Raw genomic sequence first — 17,556 nt, forward strand, 5'->3', positions numbered from 1 at the left:
ATATGTGGGATGTCGAGTCGTTTTTATCCCGACGGCGCCGAGGATTCCGCTTCGAGGAAGAGCGGCGGGTGGTGGAGGAGATCATTGCCGCCGTCCGGGAAGGCGGCGATGAGGCCGTGCGGAGTTATACGAAAACTTTTGACCGCATGGAACTCGGGGATCTGCGGATGCCCGAGGCGTGGTTTGAGGCGGCGGAAGCGAAGGTGACCGACGAATTTCGGGCGGTGATCCGGGAAGCGATCGGAAACATCCGGCGGTTTCACGAACATCAGCGGCGCAGTTCCTGGTTCATGTCCGAAGAGGATGGGCGTTTTCTCGGTCAGGTGGTGCGGCCGATTCGCCGGGTGGGGGTTTATGTGCCCGGTGGCCGGGCCGCCTATCCCTCCTCGGTGTTGATGAACGTCATCCCCGCCCAGGTGGCCGGGGTGAAAGAAGTGGCCGTGGTGACGCCGACGCCGGAGGGGCAGTGGAATCCCGGGGTGCTGGTGGCCCTCCGGGAACTGGGGGTCCGGGAAGTGTACCGGATCGGCGGGGCTCAGGCGGTGGCGGCCCTGGCTTTTGGCACGGAGACCATCCGGGCGGTGGATAAGATCGTCGGACCCGGCAACCTTTATGTGGCCCTGGCCAAGTCGGCGGTGTTCGGACGGGTGGGCATTGACATGATGGCCGGGCCCAGCGAGATTCTGATCGTGGCTGATGAAGCTGCCGACCCCGAGTGGACGGCGGCGGACCTATTGTCCCAGGCGGAACACGATCCGATGGCCAGCGCGGTGCTGGTCACGCCCTCGAAAACCTTGGCCCAGGGCGTGATGAAGGCGGTGGAGCGCCGGCTCGCCAAGCTTCCCCGCCGGGATATCGCCCGGCAGTCCATGGAACAGCAAGGGGGGATTCTCCTGGTGGACAGCATCGAGGAGGCGGTGGCCGTGGCCAACCTGGTGGCCCCGGAGCATCTCGAGTTGATGGTGGCGGATCCCCACCGCTGGCTCGGGATGATCGAATCGGCGGGGGCGGTGTTTCTCGGCCCCTGGAGTCCGGAGCCGGTGGGGGATTATTTTGCGGGGCCGAACCACGTCCTGCCCACCGGCGGGTCGGCCCGTTTTGCCTCACCCTTATCGGTGGACGATTTTGTCACGCGGATGAGCGTCATTCAGTACAGCGAGGCGGCCCTGCGGACCCAGGCGGCGAGGATCGCCCTTTTCGCCCGGGCGGAGGGGCTGGAGGCCCACGCCCAAGCCGTGGAAGCTCGCATGGAGCGGGGAGGGAGGGGCCGGGATGGCGCGGCGCGGTGAGATCCATCGGACCACGGGGGAGACGGACATCCGGCTGATGCTGGATTTGGACGGTGAGGGCCGGCGGAGTCTTGAGCTGCCGGTGCCTTTTTTGAAACATATGTTGGATCTTTTTGCGAAACATGGACGGTTCGATTTGACGGTCCAGGCCACCGGGGACACGGAAGTGGACGATCATCATACGGTGGAAGATATCGGGATTTGCCTGGGGGAGGCTTTCGCCCGGGCGGTGGGAGATAAGCGGGGGATTCGGCGGTACGGCACCCGCTATGCCCCGATGGACGAGACACTGGCCCGGGCGGTGGTGGATGTCAGCGGCCGGGGGATGTTGGTGTTCCGGGCGGATTTTCCGATGGAGCGCGTGGGGATTTTTTCCGTGGAACTGGTGGAGGAGTTTTTCCGGGCTTTCGCTCACCACGCCGGGGTGACGCTGCATTTGGAGGTTTTGTACGGGCGCAATGCCCACCATATGGTGGAAGGTCTGTTCAAGGCCTTTGCCGGCGCCTTGCGGGAAGCGGTGCTCCTGGACGGGCCGATGGAAGTCCCGTCGACGAAAGGGGTGTTATAGAAAGATGATCGCCGTTATCGATTATGGCATGGGGAATTTGCACAGTGTGGCCAAAGGGTTTGCCAAAGTCGGGGTCGAGGCCCGGGTCACCTCGGATCCCCGGGCGGTGGTCGAGGCGGATGGTGTGGTGCTGCCCGGCGTCGGCGCCTTTGGCGATGCGATGTTTAATCTTCGGCACCTCGGGATGTTGGACGCGATTCGGCGGGTGGTGAAAGAGGGACGCCCGCTGCTCGGCATTTGTCTGGGGATGCAGTTGCTGTTTTCGGAAAGCGAGGAGCACGGCCGTCACGTGGGGCTGCATCTGATTCCGGGAAAAGTGCGGCGCTTTCAGGGGGATTTTAAAATTCCCCACATGGGCTGGAACGATTTGACGATTCGCCGGCCGGACCACCCTCTGGTGGACGGGGTGAAAAATGGCGATTTTGTGTATTTTGTTCATTCGTATTATGCGGAGCCCCAGGATCCCGGGGTGGTGGTGGCAGATACTGACTACCACGTGCAAGTTCCGGCCATTGTGGCCAAGGATCAAGTGATGGGGATGCAGTTTCACCCGGAGAAGAGCAGCGATATCGGGCTGCGGATGTTGAGGAACTTCGCAGATCTGTGCGGCGAAAGGGTGGGGCAGGCGTGACGGAGTCGGCGGAATTCCAGTTGTATCCGGCCATCGACCTCTCGGATGGCCGGGCGGTGCGACTGCGCTACGGGGATTACGGGCAAATGACGGTGTACGGCGACGACCCGGTGGCGGTGGCCCGGCGGTGGCGGGACGAGGGGGCCGGGTGGCTGCACGTCGTGGATCTGGATGGTGCGAAGGAGGGCCATCCGATGCACCTTCCGCTGATCGGGCGGATGGTGGAGGCCGCGGGCCTGTCTGTCCAGGTCGGAGGCGGCATCCGGGACGGCGAGAGCCTGCGGGCCTTATTCTCCCTCGGGGTGGCCCGGTGTGTGCTCGGCACCGCGGCGCTGGAGAATCCGGTCTGGATGAAAGAGGTGCTGGCCGAATACGGGGAGCGCATTGTGGTGGGGCTGGACGCCCGGGACGGGAAGGTGGCGGTGAGGGGCTGGCTGCAGAACACCGGGGTGGCGGCGGTGGAGTTGGGCCGGCGCCTGAAAGAATGGGGTGCGCGAAGAGCGCTGTTCACCGACATCCGCCGGGACGGGGCTATGGCCGGGCCCAATGGCAGGGCGGCGGCGGAGTTGGCGGAAGAGACGGGACTGCTCGTGATTGCCTCGGGGGGCGTGCGGCATCTCGGGGACATTCAACGGCTCTACGCTCTGCGGCACCGCGGGGTGGCGGGAGCGGTGGCGGGCCGGGCTTTGTATACCGGGGATCTCTCTCTGAAAGAGGCCACGGCCTGGCTTCGGTCCGGTCCGACGGACCACGAAATGGAGGACGAGTGGGACGAGCCCTCCCCAGCCGAGGATGGCAGTGAAGGTGTTCGGTACGGCGGAGAGGGGGGACGGGTATGCTGACCCGGCGCATTGTTCCTTGTTTTGACGTAAAGAACGGTCGGGTGGTCAAGAACGTCAGCTTTTTGACGAACGAGCGGGATGCCGGAGATCCGGTGGAGTTGGCCCGGTATTACGATGAATCCGGGGCGGACGAACTGGTGCTGCTGGACATTTCCGCTTCGGTGGAAGGGCGCGCCACGATGGTGGATGTGGTGGCCCGGACGGCGGCCGAGGTGTTTATTCCCCTCACCGTGGGTGGAGGGATCACATCCGTAGACGACATTCGGGTGCTGCTCAAGGCCGGGGCGGACAAAGTGTCGATCAATACCGGCGCTGTGAAACACCCGCAGCTGGTGTTGGAAGCGGCCAAGCGCTACGGGCAGCAGTGCATCGTCGTGGCCATCGATGGAAAATACGACGGGCAAAAAGGGGATTGGGAGGTTCTGATCAACGGGGGGCGGACCCGAACCGGTCTTTCTGCCGTTGAGTGGGCGAAAAAAATGGAAAATCTCGGGGCGGGGGAGATTTTGTTGACCAGTTTTGATCAGGACGGACGGAAGGACGGGTATGACCTGACCTTTACCCGGGTGATCAGCGAATCGGTGAACATCCCCGTTATTGCATCGGGAGGAGCGGGGAAAAAGGAGCATTTTTATGAGGTGTTCACCAAGGGGAAAGCGGACGCCGCCCTGGCCGCGTCAATTTTTCATTTTAAGGAGACGACAATTCAAGAAGTAAAGCGCTACCTGAGGCAGAAGGGGGTGCCGGTGCGTTGATCGATCCCGAGGCGCTGTCCTTCGATGAAAAAGGGCTGATCCCGGCGGTGGTCCAAGACGCCCGGACCGGGGAGGTCCTGACGGTGGCGTATATGAATCGGGAGGCCCTGGAGCGCACCTTGGCCGAGAAGGAGACTTGGTTTTGGAGTCGCTCCCGGGCTGTCCTGTGGCACAAAGGGGAAACTTCGGGCAACACCCAGCGGGTGGTGGAGGTGCGGGTGGACTGCGACGGGGATGCCCTGTTGGTGCGGGTTGAACCTGCCGGCCCCGCCTGTCATACCGGGGAGCGGACCTGTTTTTACCGAAGCCTCGGGGAGCCGGACGAGGAGGAGGGGGCGGACAGGTCGCCGGGGGGGCCGCCGCAGACGGTCTTGGCTGAACTCTGGGAGACCATCGACGAGCGGTACCGCACCCGTCCGGAAGGGTCGTATACAACCTATTTGTTCGAGCAAGGGTTGGACAAGATTCTCAAAAAGATCGGCGAAGAGGCCACGGAGACCATCGTGGCGGCCAAGGGAAAGACCGGGGAGCCGGATTTGGCGGAGGTGCGCTACGAGTCGGCAGATCTGTTGTATCACCTGATGGTGTTGTGGCGCCAGGTCGGGCTGCAACCCGAGGAAGTGTGGGGGGAACTGCAGGGGCGCCACTTGGTCAAGGATGTCAGCCCCAGGAAAGGGCCGGGATTCAAGCGGCGGGATCAGTAGCCCGCCTTTTTTTTTTGCAGGTGGCCCGGCCGATTTGGCGACTGCCGGATGTCCGCGCGCAGGCCGGGCCGCTGCCGATTGCTTTGGCTGACTTCTAGTTGCCTTCCCGCGCGAATATGCATGGGGAAAAGGGCGGCCGGAGATGAAAACGGCCGCACGTCGACCCGAAGGGGGATCCTTGTGCTCGGGGTGGCCGTTTTGGGGTATGGAACCATGGGGCGGGTTCACGTGGAGGCGCTTCGCCGGATCCAAGGCGTTCGGGTGGTGGGCATCTACACCCGCCGACCGGTGCCGGGAGTCTGGCCGGCGCCCCGATACGATGAGATGAAGCCTTTGGTGGCGCGCAAAGATGTCCACGTGGTGGACATTTGTCTTCCGACCCACCTGCACCTGGAGGCGGTTCAGCTTGCGGCGGAGTGCGGCAAGCACATCTTTTTGGAAAAGCCTTTGGTCCGTCGCCCGGAACAGGTTCCGGCGATCCGGGATGCCATCAAGCGGGCGGGGGTTCAGTTGATGGTCGGCCACGTGTTGAGATTTTTTCCAGAGTATCAACAGTTACACCGAATTGCCCTGGCCCGGGGCGCGAAAGGGGTGGCCGGGGCCGCCCGGCGGTCTTCGATGCCGGCGGGGGAAGACGACTGGTACGGGGACGTGGGGAAGAGCGGAGGCGTAGTGCTGGATTTATCCATCCACGATTTTGATTTCTGCCGCTGGACCCTGGGGCCGGTGCGGGAGGTGTTCTGCCGGACGGCGGCGGGGGGACGGTACGCCCTCACAACTTTGGTGCACGACAATGGAAGTCTCTCTCACATCGAAGGGAGCTGGCTGGATGCCCCTGGCCTCACCATGGAATTCGAGCTGGCGGGGAAGGGGTACCTGCTCCAGTACAGCAGTGCGGCTGCGGTGCCCCTGCGGGTGTGGACCCGGGGGGATGACGGGGCGGCGGCCGGGGCTTTCCGGCTGCCCCTGGGGAAGACCCCGTATCAGCGGGAGCTCGAAGCTTTTTTCGACAGCCTGCGCCGGAACGAAGCACCTCCGGTGACCTGGGAAGCGGCATTGGAATCGGCGGCCGTGGCCTGGGCCGCCCTTCGTTCCGCGGAAAGCCGGCGGCCGGTATCCCCGAAAGAGGTGGTCTCATGAATCCCGTGCGGATGGCCGTTTTGTCCGGGGCCCATGTTCATGCGGACACCTACGTCTCCACCCTTCGGCAGCTTCCCGGGGCGGAGTTGGTGGGGATCTGGGATCACGTCCTTCACCGCGGCCGGGATCTGGCGGAACGTCACGGGGTGCTCTTTGAGGCGGATCTCGATCGCCTGCTGGAGCGGTGCGATGGCGTGGTGGTGGCGGCGGAGAACAGTCGCCATTACCCCGTGGTGTTGGCCGCCCTGCAGGCGGGGAAACACGTCCTGTGCGAGAAGCCCTTGGCTGGGGCGGCGAGCCGGGCCCGGGATCTGGTGGCCCGGGCCCAGCGGCTGGGGCGGGTCCTGGCGGTGGCCTTCGCCGTTCGCTTCAGCCCGGCGGCCATTCGCTTGAAAACTCTGATGAACAATGGAGCTCTCGGGGCCCTTGTCGCTGCGGTGGGGGCCAATTGCGGAAAAATGCCCGGGGGTTGGTTCGCCCAGAAGGGGTTTGGAGGCGGTGCGATTTGGGACCACGCCGTCCACCTGATCGATTTATTGCGCTGGATGACGGGGGATGAGGTCAAGTTTGTGTTCGCGCGGTCCGCCACCCTTTTCCATCCGGACATTGAAGTGGAGGACGCCGCTCATTTGCAGTTGAGATTTTCAAGGGGATGGATCGCCGGGCTCGATCCCAGCTGGTCCAGGCCGGCGTCATATCCCACCTGGGGCGGGCTTCAGCTTCGCCTCGTGGGGGAAAAGGGCACGGCGGAGATGGACGCCTTTTCCGAGTTTGTCAAGGAGTATGGGGAACAGGGGGTGCACCGGCGGATCTACGGGGATGACCCCTATATATGTATGGTAGAGGCCTTTGTCGAGGCGGTGCGGGCCGGTCGCATGCCACCGGAGAGCCCTTTGGCCCCGGCGGAGGACGGGTGGGCGGTGGAGCGGGTGGTGGAAGCGGCGTATCGGTCCGCCCGGATCGGGCGGGAGGTCGCCCTGTGACAGGGAAGATTCTGGACCGCAGGATTGCCGAAGTGAAGTCCCTTCGGGACCGGTGCAAGAGGAAGTCCGTTCGGGTGGTGAGAGAACACGGGTCGGAGGTGTGGTTGCCGTCGCGAAGGTGGAAGAAGCTGAACGAGCGGTTGGACGAGCTGTGGCGGGTGCGCCGAGAACAGACGAAGGCGTACCTGCGGACGGTGGCGAACCGGCTGTATCGGGAGTATGACGGGGTGTTTGTGGGGGATTACACGCCCCACGGCGGGGGGATCCACCGGGCGAGACATGATAGCCCCAAACCCAAACCCTGTGCAATGTGAGATTTGTGTAGGTTTAGGAGAGCAGGCCGCTGATGACCGCTGCAGGAGGAGCTGTTGCCCCTCCTGCTTCTTCAAGGATATTCTACCACGCCGGAATTCATACGTGCATCCGTACTGTGCCTTTTTTATACTGACCCGGCGGTGTTCGTTTCCTCACAACGGTCTCTCACGCCGAGACCTGTTCCAGGGCTTTTTTCGTGGTCCGCGGTCCTAGCCAGGCGATATCTGCGATGAGCACCAGCATGGCCAAAGCCACCACCCCGTACATCGCAGCGGCGCCCCGGGACTGGAGCAGGGGCACTAGAACGAAAGGCATCACCGCGCTGGTCAGCCGGCTGAGGCTGTAAGCGCTTCCCACCGCCGTCCCCCTGACCCTGGTGGGATAGATCTCCGCCTGGTACACGTGGAATGCGTTGGAGAAAATATTGCTCACCGCCGTGTACAAAAATCCGAAGATGAGAACACCAGCCGCCGATGTGCTGTACGCAAAGAGTAGGCCAAAGACGGCCATCCCAAAGGCCGTGCTGCAAATCCACGCCTTCCGTTCCCAACGTTCGATGATGGGAAGGGAAAGCAATGATCCGATGGGATAACCCAGAAACATGATTCCGGAGTACATGAGCGTATTCACGATGTCGAATCCCTTGTGAGCCAGCACCAAAGGCCCTAAGGACCCAAACCCGTAGTACCCTACCGTTTGGAGGATTTGAAACAACCAGAGCATAATGGTTCGCTTCCGGTACTCCCCGCGAAAGAGGTCGGCGATGGGAATCCGCTCACTCGGCTCCACGGCGAGGGGCTGGGGTGGCGGCAGGGTCCCGCGGCCTTCCTGAATTGCCGTTTCCTCCATCTGGGCGGCGTATCGCTCCGCCTCCTCCCGGCGTCCGTGGACCTCGAGCCAACGCGGTGATTCTGGCAAGCCTCGCCGGCCGATCCATACGAGGATGGCTCCCACTGCCCCGAGGATGAACACCCACCGCCATCCTGCCAATCCCAGTATCTGGGTGGGCACCAGCCAGCGGGCGATGAACCCGACCACTGGTACGGCACAGAAGCCGAGGGTGTACGCGATAGCAATATACCTCCCACGCACCCGAGCCGGCAGCATCTCGCTCAGATAGGCGTCGGACAGGGGTAGCTCCGCCCCCAGCCCCAAGCCGGCGATGATGCGACAGACCAGAATCCATTCGAAGCTTTGCCCGAATCCGGCCAAGAGGGTGAAAAGCGAATAAATCCCGAGATTGACCAGGTACATGGTCCTTCGGCCATAGCGGTCCGACAATCCTCCCAAGGTCGCGGCCCCGACAAACATGCCGATAAACCCGGCGGCGATGAAGGCGGACTGCTGGCCGGCACCGATACCGAAAGTCGATTTAAACACGTTCACCATGATTCCTGCCAAAAATACGTCGTATAAGTCGAAAAATACCCCGATGCCTACCAACCACATGAGCTTGCGGTGGAGCGAAGTCACCGGCAATCGGTCCAACCTCGCCGCAATTTGACCGTCCATTCCGACCCCCCCTACTTTTATCGCGTTACGGAAAAATTCAAACGCATCGCTAAAGATTTGTCAATATCCGCAGGCGCCTGGTGGGGGCAATCATAACCGATATCGTCAGAACTCTCTCTTGACCTGGTTTTTTAGACTTCCGTATAATTCGGGTGTGAATCAATGGGGTCAGGGTTTTTCGGAGGAGGGAGGGACTGTGACACTTCAGGCCAATCCCGAGACCCTCCGGCGGGCGGCGTCTTTCCTTCCCGCCGCGGGGGCAGCCGTTCAGGGCCGGGATCAGGTGAAGGTTGGAGCCCTCAAGGAGATATCGATGGAAAATCCCCCCGAAGGCCATTTGGTTGGAGGATGGAACGACCGTGTGGTCAAAAAAGGAAGAGTAAAACGGCACGATAGCAGAACAATCATCCGGGCCGGGCGGGGGGCCCATGGCCCGGATGAGGCCGGGTTCACACCGACTCAGCCCATCGCCCGCTCCGAAAAATCGGCACGGTCTCCCCGGACCGGGTTTCGGCGTCGATGTCCATTTGGTCGGATCCGACCATAAAATCCACGTGCACCAGGCTCTGGTTGAGCCCCGCCGCCCGCCAGGCGGCTCGATCGAGATCATGTCCGCCCTCAATGAGGGGGTAGGCGTTCCCGATGGCCAGATGGCACGAGGCGTTCTCGTCGAACAGGGTGTTGTAGAAGAGTCGCCCCCGCTGGAAGATGGGCGAATCCACCGGGACCAAGGAAATCTCCCCGAGATATCGACTGCCCTCGTCTGTCTCTACGATGTGGCGCAGGGCGTTTTCGCCCCGGTCCGCCGTGGCTTCCACGATCTTCCCCTTTTCAAAGCGCAACCGGATGCCCTCAATCAAGGAGCCGTTGTGGTTGAGGGGCATGGTGCTGGACACGGTGCCTTCAACGCCCTCCCGAAGCGGCACCGTATACACTTCTTCGGTGGGGATGTTCGCCACGAAGGCCACCCCTTGGGGCGTTTGGTTCGACGCCGCGGCCCAATAGTGGGTTTCCGGCAACTCAACGGTGAGGTTCGTCCCGGGAGCGCGGTAATGGAGGCGGTGGATCCGAAGGTCTGTCAACCACTGCGCCCGCTTCTTCAAATTCTCCAAATGCTCCCGCCACGCCCCCACGGGATCCGGCCCGTCCGCCCGGGAGCAGATCAGGATGTCGTTCCACAGGGCGTCGAGACGATGTTCCGGCGGCAGCTCCGGAAAGACCTTGTCGGCCCAGGCCTGGGTCGGTGCGGACATGAGGGACCAGGCGTACTCGTCGTTCGTCCGCTTATCGTTAAAGGGCCGGAAAATCTCCGCCTGGGCGTTGAGGAAGGCCGTCACTTGCTTTGGATCGATCCCGGCAAACAGGTCCGGGTCCGTGGCGGGCAGGGCCAAATACACGGCCCCCTCGTCGGCCAGGCGCTGCACCCATTCCACCTGGTGGCGGGCCCGGGATTTAAAGGTTTCCAGATCCCCCCGCAAAATGGTCTCCCGCACCCACCATTCGTCCCCCCAGTCCACGTGGACAAACTTCGCTCCCGCCTCGTACCCCACTTCCGTCAACATCCGGGCGAATTCCACGTGTTCCGGCAGCACCTGGCGAATTCCGTAGCCGATCACCAGGTGTTGCCCCGGTTGCAGGTTCACCCCGACTTTGACCGCTAACTCCGCGTATTTGCGCAACTGGTCGCGCAGTGCATTCCCCGTCAACATGGGCTCGGCCTCCCTCGCTGAAACAGTTTCCGACTTTTCCATTATAACCCGATCTTACCCCCAATCGGAGGACACAGGCAGACATTGGCGTGGGAGCAGGTAATGCGGACCTCCGGTGGTGACGGTGGTGGCAATGGCAACAGGGGAGTGAGACGGGTGCCAGACAGGCACCTTTTTTTGCAACAGCGTCGGGCGTGTTCTGTTATACTACACTTGAGTGGAGAATGAATGACGGGTAAAGGAGGACAAGCGTTGATTACGCCACTGACGCCACTGGATTGGAAACGCCGTGCCGTGAAACTCTATCCAGACAAGATCGCAGTGATTGACGAGGACAAACGATTCACGTACCGGGAGTTTGATGACCGGGTGAACCGCCTCTCGAATGCTCTCCGCAAACTTGGGGTGGCGGCGGGCACAAAAGTTGCTGTGATGGTGCCCAACACCCATCCAATGCTCGAATGCTTTTACGGGATTTGTCAAATGGGAGCGGTGATTGTACCCCTCAACATCCGCCTCAATCCCGATGAGCTCGGGTACGTCATCGACCACAGCGATTCCGAAGTGGTCATCGTCGATGCGGAATGGGGCGAACGGATTCACGACATTCGTTCCCGGCTGCCGAAGGTCCGCCAGTATATCCAGATCGACTCCGGCTTCTCCTCCCCGTTGGAAGCCATGGATTACGAGGCCCTTTTGGCCGAATCTTCCCCCGAGCCGATCGATGTGGAAATCGATGAGAACCAGACGATCAGCATTAACTACACCAGCGGCACCACGTCGAAACCCAAAGGGGTGGTCATGACCCACCGAGGGAATTATCTGAATGCCGCCGATTTTCTTTTTCATCTTCGAGTGTCTCATGATGACGTGTACCTGCACACCCTGCCCATGTTTCACGCCAACGGCTGGGGTGGGGTCTGGGCGATCACGGCCGTAGGGGCGACCCACGTCTGCCTGCGCAAGGTGGATCCGGTGAAGATCCTGAACCTCTACGAGAAAGAGGGGATCACCCTGGCCTGTGGGGCTCCCACGGTGCTCAGTATGTTGGTCCAAGCCCCGAACGTGGAACAGGTGCGCATCACCACCCGGCCTCGGATGGGGACGGCCGGTTCACCTCCCCCCGCTGCCATCATCGACCGGGTGCAAAAATACCTCCACATGGAAGTCATCCACGTTTACGGGCTCACGGAGACTTCCCCTTTTATCAGCTACTGCGAGTGGCGCAAGGAATTCGAGAGCTTGTCGCCGGAGGAACAGGCGGTTCTCAAGGCCCGCCAAGGGGTCGAGATGGTTTTCAGCGGGGAAACGAAGGTGGTTCGGGAGGACGGTTCCGAGGTGGAGTGGAACGGTCGGGAGATCGGGGAGATCGTGGCCCGGGGCAACGTGGTCATGGAAGGGTATTACAAGCAGCCCGAGGAGACGGCTCGGGCGATCCGGGACGGTTGGTTCCACAGCGGCGATCTCGCCGTGGTGCACCCGAACGGATTTATCGAGATCGTCGACCGGCTCAAAGATGTGATTATTTCCGGCGGTGAAAACATTTCTTCGGTGGAAGTGGAAGGGGTGCTCTATCAACACCCGGCGGTGTCGGATGTCGGGGTCGTGGCCCGGCCCGACGAGCGGTGGGGTGAGGTGCCGGTGGCGCTTGTGGTGGTGAAACCGGGCCATCAAGTTACCGCGGAAGAACTGAACGAATTCTGCCGGGCGCGCCTGGCCCACTTTAAGTGCCCGAAAGACTACGAGTTCGTGGACGAGCTTCCCCGCACGGCCACGGGAAAACTGCAGAAATTCAAGCTTCGGGAGCGGTACTGGTCCGGCCGGGACAAGCGCGTGCAATGATTTCGCGCGTCCAGAACCGACCTTTGTCGAGTCCCGTGGGGAGCCCTTTGGGCTCCTCCTGCCTGTCCGCCCCGGGACCTGTCCCGCGCCCGGGCGGTCTTCCCTGCTTCTCCATACAATGGTCACAGCAGGGAGGGATCGTCGGTGGTGAATCGGTACCAGGAAGTGCTGGCGAAAGTCGGGGCGGGGAGCGCCCATCCCGGTGGCTTTGCCCTGACAAAAAAATGGATCGGTCAATTGTCCCTCGGCCCGGATACCCGGGTCCTGGACGTGGGTTGCGGCACGGGGCGCACAGCCTGTTACATGGCAAAACGGTTTGGCTGTCAGGTGACAGGTCTTGACCTTCAGCCACTGATGATTCGAAAGGCCCGGCGTCGGGCCCGCCTGGAAGGCGTTGCGGCGGAGTTCGTCCCGGGGGATTTGCTCGCCCCTCCCTTCGACGAGGCGTCTTTTGATTGGGTGATCGCCGAATCGGTGACGGTGTTCGTGTCCCGGGAGAAGGCCGTGGAGCAGTACCGAAAGCTTTTGGTGCCGGGGGGCGGAGTCCTGGACGTGGAAATGGCGGCCAGACACGCCCTGCCCGCCGAGACCGCCCGGGCGATCGAGGATCTGTACGGAGTGAAGGATTTACCACTCTATGGGGATTGGGAGGCGTTGTACCGTCGGGTTGGATTCTCGGACGTGCGACTCGTCGAGGCCCGGAGAATCGACCTGAATCGGGCTTTGAAGGACGAATGGGACGACCCGGATCGATGGGATCTGGGATCCACCGCCCTGGACGACGCCGAAGTCCGGGAGGTGCTCCGGGCTAACACCGAGCTGATGGCGCGACACGCAAAGCACTTAGGTTATGTGGTGGTGACCGGACGAAAACCGGCGAAGTGACAGACTGGCGAAGGGGTTTCAACGGACTTCGATGACCGGGAAGGGCTGTGGCCCTTCAGAAAAAAAGCCGCAGCCCGTAAAAGGCCAGGGGCAGCCACCAAAACCGGTTCCGACCGGCCAGAAAACCGAGGAACCCCCGGGATGAGCCGGACTCGGCGGAAGACTCGGCCGAAGGGGAAGGTGGCGCTCCACCGGGATTTTGGCCGAACCAGGGTCCCGCCGGCTGTACAGTTCCATGCAGGGGCGTAAAGGGCGGCCCCGGCGCCCAACCGTCTGCAGCGGGGGGATCGGGTGCAGGGGGCCGTCCCCGGCCTCTAAGCATAGGCATAAGTCGGAATAGTCCTAAAAATGCAGGTTCGATCTGCCCGCCGGGAGCCTGATTTAACGGAATAATCGGCGGCGCTTGATCCTCAGGGGACATGAGCCACATTCCTTCGGGATGCACGGCGCACACGATGCCCCGGTATGTGCCTTGGGGCGTGGCGACGGTGATGCGCTGTCCAGGGCGAACGGACGGCCTCCGGGTCTGTTGCGGGTTCGGGGTCATGGCCTTCCTCCTCACGCGCCGAAGGTGAATGGTCGACGCTCTGCCATATTCCTATGCCACTCCCCGACAAGGGGGTGTGGACGGACACCACATTTTTTTGTAAAACCCACAAAAAGGGTCTGGTACTTCCTCGGGGGAATGCGGTAAACTTAAAGCCAACGCGGGGTGGTTGCCGTCGCCGAGCCGGGTGGATGCCGGACTGCGCCGGATCCGTGCCGCGCTAACCCTCAACATCGTGTGCCAAAGGAGGAGTGGGTGCCCGTGATGCTTTTTTGCGTCGTGTGTGGGCGCCATTTTATCGGAAAGCGGGAGGACAATACCCACAACAACGAAATCATTTGTCCATTTTGCGTGGAAAAGACCGAGGCAGAGGTGCACGGGGACTCCGGGCGCCCGAAGTCCTGGCTGTTTCAGGGCGGTGAGGAGCGGGCCAGGTCGGCCCAAGCCCCGCGCGGTCGGCGCTGACAAGGGTCATGTCCTTGCCCTCTTTGGCGTACACATCGGATAGAACTCCGAGGTGGACAGGGAGGGTGGCGGCATGCGGAGGGTTTCGGGTTGGACGTTCGCGGCGGAGCGGCTAAAGATGGCGGTGGTCGTGCTTGGCGTTGTCGTGGTGGGAATGGTATTCTTGGAAGTGAACGGTGGACCCGGGCGGATTCCCGCTGGGGGACCGGGACCCGAGGTGGATGTGAGGGTACAGGGCGTGTCCGACGGCGTGGAGGTGGGCATCACGCCCCACGGGTTTGCCTGGGTGGGTGATCATGCGTCCGCGGCCCCGCAAACCGGAGGCGCGCAAGTGTTCCTCGATGGTCGTTTACTGGCCGAGCTCTACAGCCCCAAGGTGGTGTTGCAAGGCGTGGACCCGGGTGTCCACCGGGTGCGGGTGGTCTTGGTGGATCGGGATCACCGGCCGGTGGGTACCCCCCGGGAGGCCACCGTCAGCGTACCGTAGTTTGCCGTCTGGGGCGGCGGCCCAGGGGGTTGAGGCATGCATCCGTATTGGTTTCACATTGGCCCATTTCCCGTCAGAGCTTACAGCACTTTGTTCGTGCTGGCGTTTTTGCTCGGGTTCGGTGTGACTTTGTATTTGGCAAAAGTGGAACGCAAGGAGCGGTATGTGGAACACCTGTGGAATCTCGCTCCGTGGCTGTTTCTGGCCGGGGTCGTGGGGGCGAGGTTTTGGCAGGTGTTCTTTTTTGATTGGCCGTTTTACCGAGCGCATCCCTGGGAGATCCCCGCAGTTTGGCACGGGGGCCTATCGATTCAAGGCGGGGTTGTCGGAGCCCTGGTGATGGGTCTGTGGTACGTTCGGCGGCATAGGCTCAACACTTGGGAATTGATGGATCTCGCAGCCCCGGGGTTGGTGCTCGGGCAGAGCATTGGCCGGGCGGCCAATGTGATGAACGGCGACGCTTTTGGGGGGCCCACGGGCGGGGATTTCGGGATTTTGTATCCCCAAGGATCACTGGCCCGCCAGGTATACGGGGACCAACCCCTGTGGCCGGCTGAGATCTGGGAAGGCCAGGCAGACGTCGTGATTTTTGCCCTGCTCCTGATCCTGAAACAGTGGAGATTGCCCAAGGGGTGGGTGTTTTTCATTTATGTGATCCTGTACAATGGAGCGCGGTTCTTCTTAGAAATGCTTCGGGGGGACAGCCCGCGGTTTCTTTTCGGCTGGACGGCTGCCCAGTGGACCAGCGTGGCGGTGGTTGTGCTGGCAGCGGGATTTATGGTCTATCTGGCATGGCGGTCAGACCGTGAGACGGTGTGAAAAAATCCCTCTATCGTAAGATGGGGATCATTGGTACACTGGAGGCAGAGGTTTTCCCAAAGGCGGGGTTGAGGAGGTGTTGGGGATGGCGAAGCAGGGGGGTACCAGCGGCAAACCCAAAGGTCACAAGGTGGCGCTCGTGCGCATGGATGCGACGTTCTTTTTTGAACGGGCCGTGCGCTCGCTGGATCGACACGATCTTCCCCGGGCCTTGAAATACTTCCGGAAAGTCGTGGAATATGAGCCGGCGAACCCGGTCAACCACTGCAATTTGGCGGGGGTACTGTCCGAGCTCGGGGATTATCAGGCTTCGAATGAAGTGTTGGAGCGGGTTCTTCTCGAACTGGATCCGAAAATGTACGAGTGTTATTTCTACATGGCCAATAATTTTGCCAACCTCGGGTTGTACGACCTCGCCCAGGAATATGCCTCGCGTTACCTGGAAGTGGATCCCGAAGGGGAATTCGCGGAGGAAGCTGAAGAAATGTTGGATATCCTGGTGACCGAGTTCGGGACCCGCATGGTGCGCAGGCGCCGAGACGGTCGGATTCGGTTGAGGGGCGACGAGGACGTGGCGCGGCGTTTTCTGGAAGATGGAAGGTTTCTCGATGCGGCGGCTTACCTTGAAGCGAAGGTTCAAGAGTCGTCTGACGCCACCGTGGACCGAAACAACCTGTCCTTAGCGTATTATTACCTCGGAGATGTCGAAAAAGCCATCGAAACGGCCAAAGGGGTCCTGGAGCTTCAGCCTGGCAACCTCCACGCGGTGTGCAATTTGGCGATTTTTTACCGTTCTGCGGGAAAGGAAGAACAAACCCAAGCCCTCCTCGATCAACTGCGGAGACTCAGGCCGATACAGCCCGAACTGGCGTACAAACTGGGGACCACCATGGGCATTCTTCAAGAACACCGCACGGCTTATGATATTTTTAACCATCTGGTGAGGTTCTTACCGCGCCCGGAGGCGCCGGTGGTTCACGCCTTGGCGGCGGCGGCCGCGAACCTGGGGCGGTTGCGAAAGGCGGCCCGCCTCTGGGAAGAGGTGCATGTCCTGGATCCTTCTTCCGGGATCGGGCGCTATTACGAAGAGGTAGTTCGGGAGGCGATCAGCCGCGGCCTCGAGGTGCTCCCTGTCAGCTATCAATATGTTCTTCCTTATGCGGATACCACTCGTTTAAACGGTCCCGGTTCTGAAGACCCGGGGTCGAAGTTGGGGCGGGAACTTTGGCCGCCGGAGTCGGTGGTCCGTTCGTCTCTCATGTGGGTGCTCCGCCACGGGGATCCCGTCACGAAAAAGCAAGTCATTCCGTTGGTGGTGAGTTTTGGCGGAGAAGATGTGGAGCGGGCGCTGCGCTTTTTGCTTCTGGATGACGATGAGTATCTGCCGGTGAAACAGGCCGCGCTGAAAGGGATGTTTGAACTTCAGCCCGAGGAGATTGTGGAGATTGGCCTCCCTTCCAGGATTCTGCCGGTGGATTTTCGCCCGGAGTCCGCGAGATCCCTGGCCGGGCGCCCGGAGTGGCAGCGGATTGTACAACTGGCGGTTCAGGAACTCCAGGGCAGGGGGGAAACGACGCTAGCCAAAGTGGCGATGGAGATTTGGTCGGAGTTCACCCAATTGATTCATCTGCAGGCCCCCCGGGTGCGCAAGCCGGAGTTGTGGGCCGGAGCTTTGGAGTGTGCGGCCCGTCATCGGTGTCATTTGCCCTTCTCCCGGAAAGAGGTGGCCGAGCGTTACAAGGTCTCCCAGCAGGGGCTGGGGGATCGGCTGTGGTTGATCATCGAGACCTGTATGTTGACCGATTAAGTTGGGCTTGGCTTGGTCGTCCGGTGGTCTGGGGGGATCGGCATGAACGTGGGCGGAATTCTAAACAGATCTCCACACATTCTTTAGAAGATCATCACCCATCCTCGGCACGATCGGTTTAAGATATAGATGTATCACATCTGACCCCCTTTGATCTGATACAGTTGCGAAGGTGTCTTGGGACGCCTTCTTTTTTTGTGGAGAAAATGAACCCGGCCCTGGATTTTTGGTATTAAGAATACTTCATTGTCTCTTC

The 17,556-nt window shown here is 61.4% G+C and carries 18 protein-coding genes; 15 read left to right on the top strand and 3 right to left on the bottom strand.

What is annotated here, in order from left to right:
- Positions 1-2: 2 nt before the first annotated feature.
- The 9 genes from hisD to CVV65_RS02510 all read left to right on the top strand — a co-directional run bounded on the left by hisD (position 3) and on the right by CVV65_RS02510 (position 7,226).
- On the top strand, positions 3-1,289 hold the full coding sequence (hisD, locus tag CVV65_RS02470) for a histidinol dehydrogenase (protein ID WP_052300613.1): 1,287 nt from the start codon (positions 3-5) through the stop codon (positions 1,287-1,289).
- On the top strand, positions 1,273-1,857 hold the full coding sequence (hisB, locus tag CVV65_RS02475) for an imidazoleglycerol-phosphate dehydratase HisB (protein ID WP_100666801.1): 585 nt from the start codon (positions 1,273-1,275) through the stop codon (positions 1,855-1,857). Before hisD ends, hisB begins: the two co-directional genes overlap by 17 nt.
- Before the next feature lie 4 nt (positions 1,858-1,861).
- Positions 1,862-2,488, top strand: a complete 627-nt coding sequence (hisH, locus tag CVV65_RS02480) for an imidazole glycerol phosphate synthase subunit HisH (protein WP_100666802.1) — start codon at positions 1,862-1,864, stop codon at positions 2,486-2,488.
- A complete protein-coding gene (gene hisA, locus CVV65_RS02485; protein WP_100669117.1) occupies positions 2,485-3,330 on the top strand; it encodes a 1-(5-phosphoribosyl)-5-[(5-phosphoribosylamino)methylideneamino]imidazole-4-carboxamide isomerase in 846 nt (281 codons plus the stop codon). Before hisH ends, hisA begins: the two co-directional genes overlap by 4 nt.
- Positions 3,324-4,085, top strand: coding sequence for an imidazole glycerol phosphate synthase subunit HisF (gene hisF / locus CVV65_RS02490; protein ID WP_013076129.1), 762 nt, complete (start codon positions 3,324-3,326; stop codon positions 4,083-4,085). Before hisA ends, hisF begins: the two co-directional genes overlap by 7 nt.
- On the top strand, positions 4,082-4,789 hold the full coding sequence (gene hisIE / locus CVV65_RS02495) for a bifunctional phosphoribosyl-AMP cyclohydrolase/phosphoribosyl-ATP diphosphatase HisIE (RefSeq protein ID WP_100666803.1): 708 nt from the start codon (positions 4,082-4,084) through the stop codon (positions 4,787-4,789). Before hisF ends, hisIE begins: the two co-directional genes overlap by 4 nt.
- Before the next feature lie 180 nt (positions 4,790-4,969).
- Positions 4,970-5,929 (top strand): Gfo/Idh/MocA family protein, encoded by a 960-nt coding sequence (locus tag CVV65_RS02500; RefSeq protein WP_157935345.1) that lies wholly within the window; start codon positions 4,970-4,972, stop codon positions 5,927-5,929.
- Positions 5,926-6,912: a Gfo/Idh/MocA family protein gene (locus CVV65_RS02505; protein ID WP_100666805.1), complete on the top strand. Its 987-nt coding sequence runs from the start codon at positions 5,926-5,928 to the stop codon at positions 6,910-6,912. Before CVV65_RS02500 ends, CVV65_RS02505 begins: the two co-directional genes overlap by 4 nt.
- A complete protein-coding gene (locus tag CVV65_RS02510) occupies positions 6,909-7,226 on the top strand; it encodes a hypothetical protein (RefSeq protein ID WP_232796689.1) in 318 nt (105 codons plus the stop codon). Before CVV65_RS02505 ends, CVV65_RS02510 begins: the two co-directional genes overlap by 4 nt.
- Before the next feature lie 166 nt (positions 7,227-7,392).
- On the opposite strand, the gene CVV65_RS02515 is transcribed toward CVV65_RS02510, so the two are convergent.
- Together CVV65_RS02515 and CVV65_RS02520 are read right to left on the bottom strand one after the other, a co-directional pair.
- A complete protein-coding gene (locus CVV65_RS02515; RefSeq protein ID WP_100666806.1) occupies positions 7,393-8,739 on the bottom strand; it encodes an MFS transporter in 1,347 nt (448 codons plus the stop codon).
- Between the two features lie 449 nt (positions 8,740-9,188).
- The gene (locus CVV65_RS02520) at positions 9,189-10,448 is read right to left on the bottom strand and encodes an aminopeptidase (protein ID WP_198592100.1); all 1,260 of its coding nucleotides are present in this window, start codon (positions 10,446-10,448) and stop codon (positions 9,189-9,191) included.
- Between the two features lie 252 nt (positions 10,449-10,700).
- Here CVV65_RS02520 and CVV65_RS02525 point away from each other — a divergent pair, with 252 nt between their 5' ends.
- Both CVV65_RS02525 and CVV65_RS02530 read left to right on the top strand, forming a co-directional pair.
- Complete coding sequence (locus tag CVV65_RS02525) at positions 10,701-12,290, top strand: long-chain-fatty-acid--CoA ligase (RefSeq protein WP_100666807.1); 1,590 nt, start codon at positions 10,701-10,703, stop codon at positions 12,288-12,290.
- Positions 12,291-12,434: 144 nt separating this feature from the next.
- Positions 12,435-13,175, top strand: coding sequence for a class I SAM-dependent methyltransferase (locus CVV65_RS02530; protein WP_157935346.1), 741 nt, complete (start codon positions 12,435-12,437; stop codon positions 13,173-13,175).
- Between the two features lie 55 nt (positions 13,176-13,230).
- Here CVV65_RS02530 and CVV65_RS02535 read toward each other — a convergent pair whose 3' ends face one another.
- The gene (locus CVV65_RS02535) at positions 13,231-13,722 is read right to left on the bottom strand and encodes a hypothetical protein (protein WP_100666809.1); all 492 of its coding nucleotides are present in this window, start codon (positions 13,720-13,722) and stop codon (positions 13,231-13,233) included.
- Between the two features lie 255 nt (positions 13,723-13,977).
- Here CVV65_RS02535 and CVV65_RS02540 point away from each other — a divergent pair, with 255 nt between their 5' ends.
- The 4 genes from CVV65_RS02540 to CVV65_RS02555 all read left to right on the top strand — a co-directional run bounded on the left by CVV65_RS02540 (position 13,978) and on the right by CVV65_RS02555 (position 17,300).
- Positions 13,978-14,187, top strand: a complete 210-nt coding sequence (locus CVV65_RS02540; RefSeq protein ID WP_100666810.1) for a hypothetical protein — start codon at positions 13,978-13,980, stop codon at positions 14,185-14,187.
- 73 nt (positions 14,188-14,260) lie between these two features.
- Positions 14,261-14,674 (top strand): hypothetical protein, encoded by a 414-nt coding sequence (locus tag CVV65_RS02545; RefSeq protein ID WP_100666811.1) that lies wholly within the window; start codon positions 14,261-14,263, stop codon positions 14,672-14,674.
- Positions 14,675-14,710: 36 nt separating this feature from the next.
- Positions 14,711-15,493, top strand: a complete 783-nt coding sequence (gene lgt, locus CVV65_RS02550) for a prolipoprotein diacylglyceryl transferase (protein WP_100666812.1) — start codon at positions 14,711-14,713, stop codon at positions 15,491-15,493.
- A gap of 85 nt (positions 15,494-15,578) precedes the next feature.
- Positions 15,579-17,300, top strand: a complete 1,722-nt coding sequence (locus tag CVV65_RS02555; RefSeq protein WP_100666813.1) for a tetratricopeptide repeat protein — start codon at positions 15,579-15,581, stop codon at positions 17,298-17,300.
- Positions 17,301-17,556 lie beyond the last annotated feature (256 nt).

Origin of the sequence: Kyrpidia spormannii (genome assembly GCF_002804065.1) — a bacterium.
Classification (GTDB): Bacteria; Bacillota; Bacilli; order Kyrpidiales; family Kyrpidiaceae; genus Kyrpidia; species Kyrpidia spormannii.

Coding starts and splice junctions, on each gene's coding strand:
- hisD (WP_052300613.1), top strand. CDS start 3: ATGTGGGATGTCGAGTCGTTTTTATCCCGACGGCGCCGAGGATTCCGC.
- hisB (WP_100666801.1), top strand. CDS start 1,273: ATGGCGCGGCGCGGTGAGATCCATCGGACCACGGGGGAGACGGACATC.
- hisH (WP_100666802.1), top strand. CDS start 1,862: ATGATCGCCGTTATCGATTATGGCATGGGGAATTTGCACAGTGTGGCC.
- hisF (WP_013076129.1), top strand. CDS start 3,324: ATGCTGACCCGGCGCATTGTTCCTTGTTTTGACGTAAAGAACGGTCGG.
- CVV65_RS02505 (WP_100666805.1), top strand. CDS start 5,926: ATGAATCCCGTGCGGATGGCCGTTTTGTCCGGGGCCCATGTTCATGCG.
- CVV65_RS02515 (WP_100666806.1), bottom strand. CDS start 8,739: ATGGACGGTCAAATTGCGGCGAGGTTGGACCGATTGCCGGTGACTTCG.
- CVV65_RS02520 (WP_198592100.1), bottom strand. CDS start 10,448: ATGTTGACGGGGAATGCACTGCGCGACCAGTTGCGCAAATACGCGGAG.
- CVV65_RS02535 (WP_100666809.1), bottom strand. CDS start 13,722: ATGACCCCGAACCCGCAACAGACCCGGAGGCCGTCCGTTCGCCCTGGA.
- CVV65_RS02545 (WP_100666811.1), top strand. CDS start 14,261: ATGCGGAGGGTTTCGGGTTGGACGTTCGCGGCGGAGCGGCTAAAGATG.
- lgt (WP_100666812.1), top strand. CDS start 14,711: ATGCATCCGTATTGGTTTCACATTGGCCCATTTCCCGTCAGAGCTTAC.
- CVV65_RS02555 (WP_100666813.1), top strand. CDS start 15,579: ATGGCGAAGCAGGGGGGTACCAGCGGCAAACCCAAAGGTCACAAGGTG.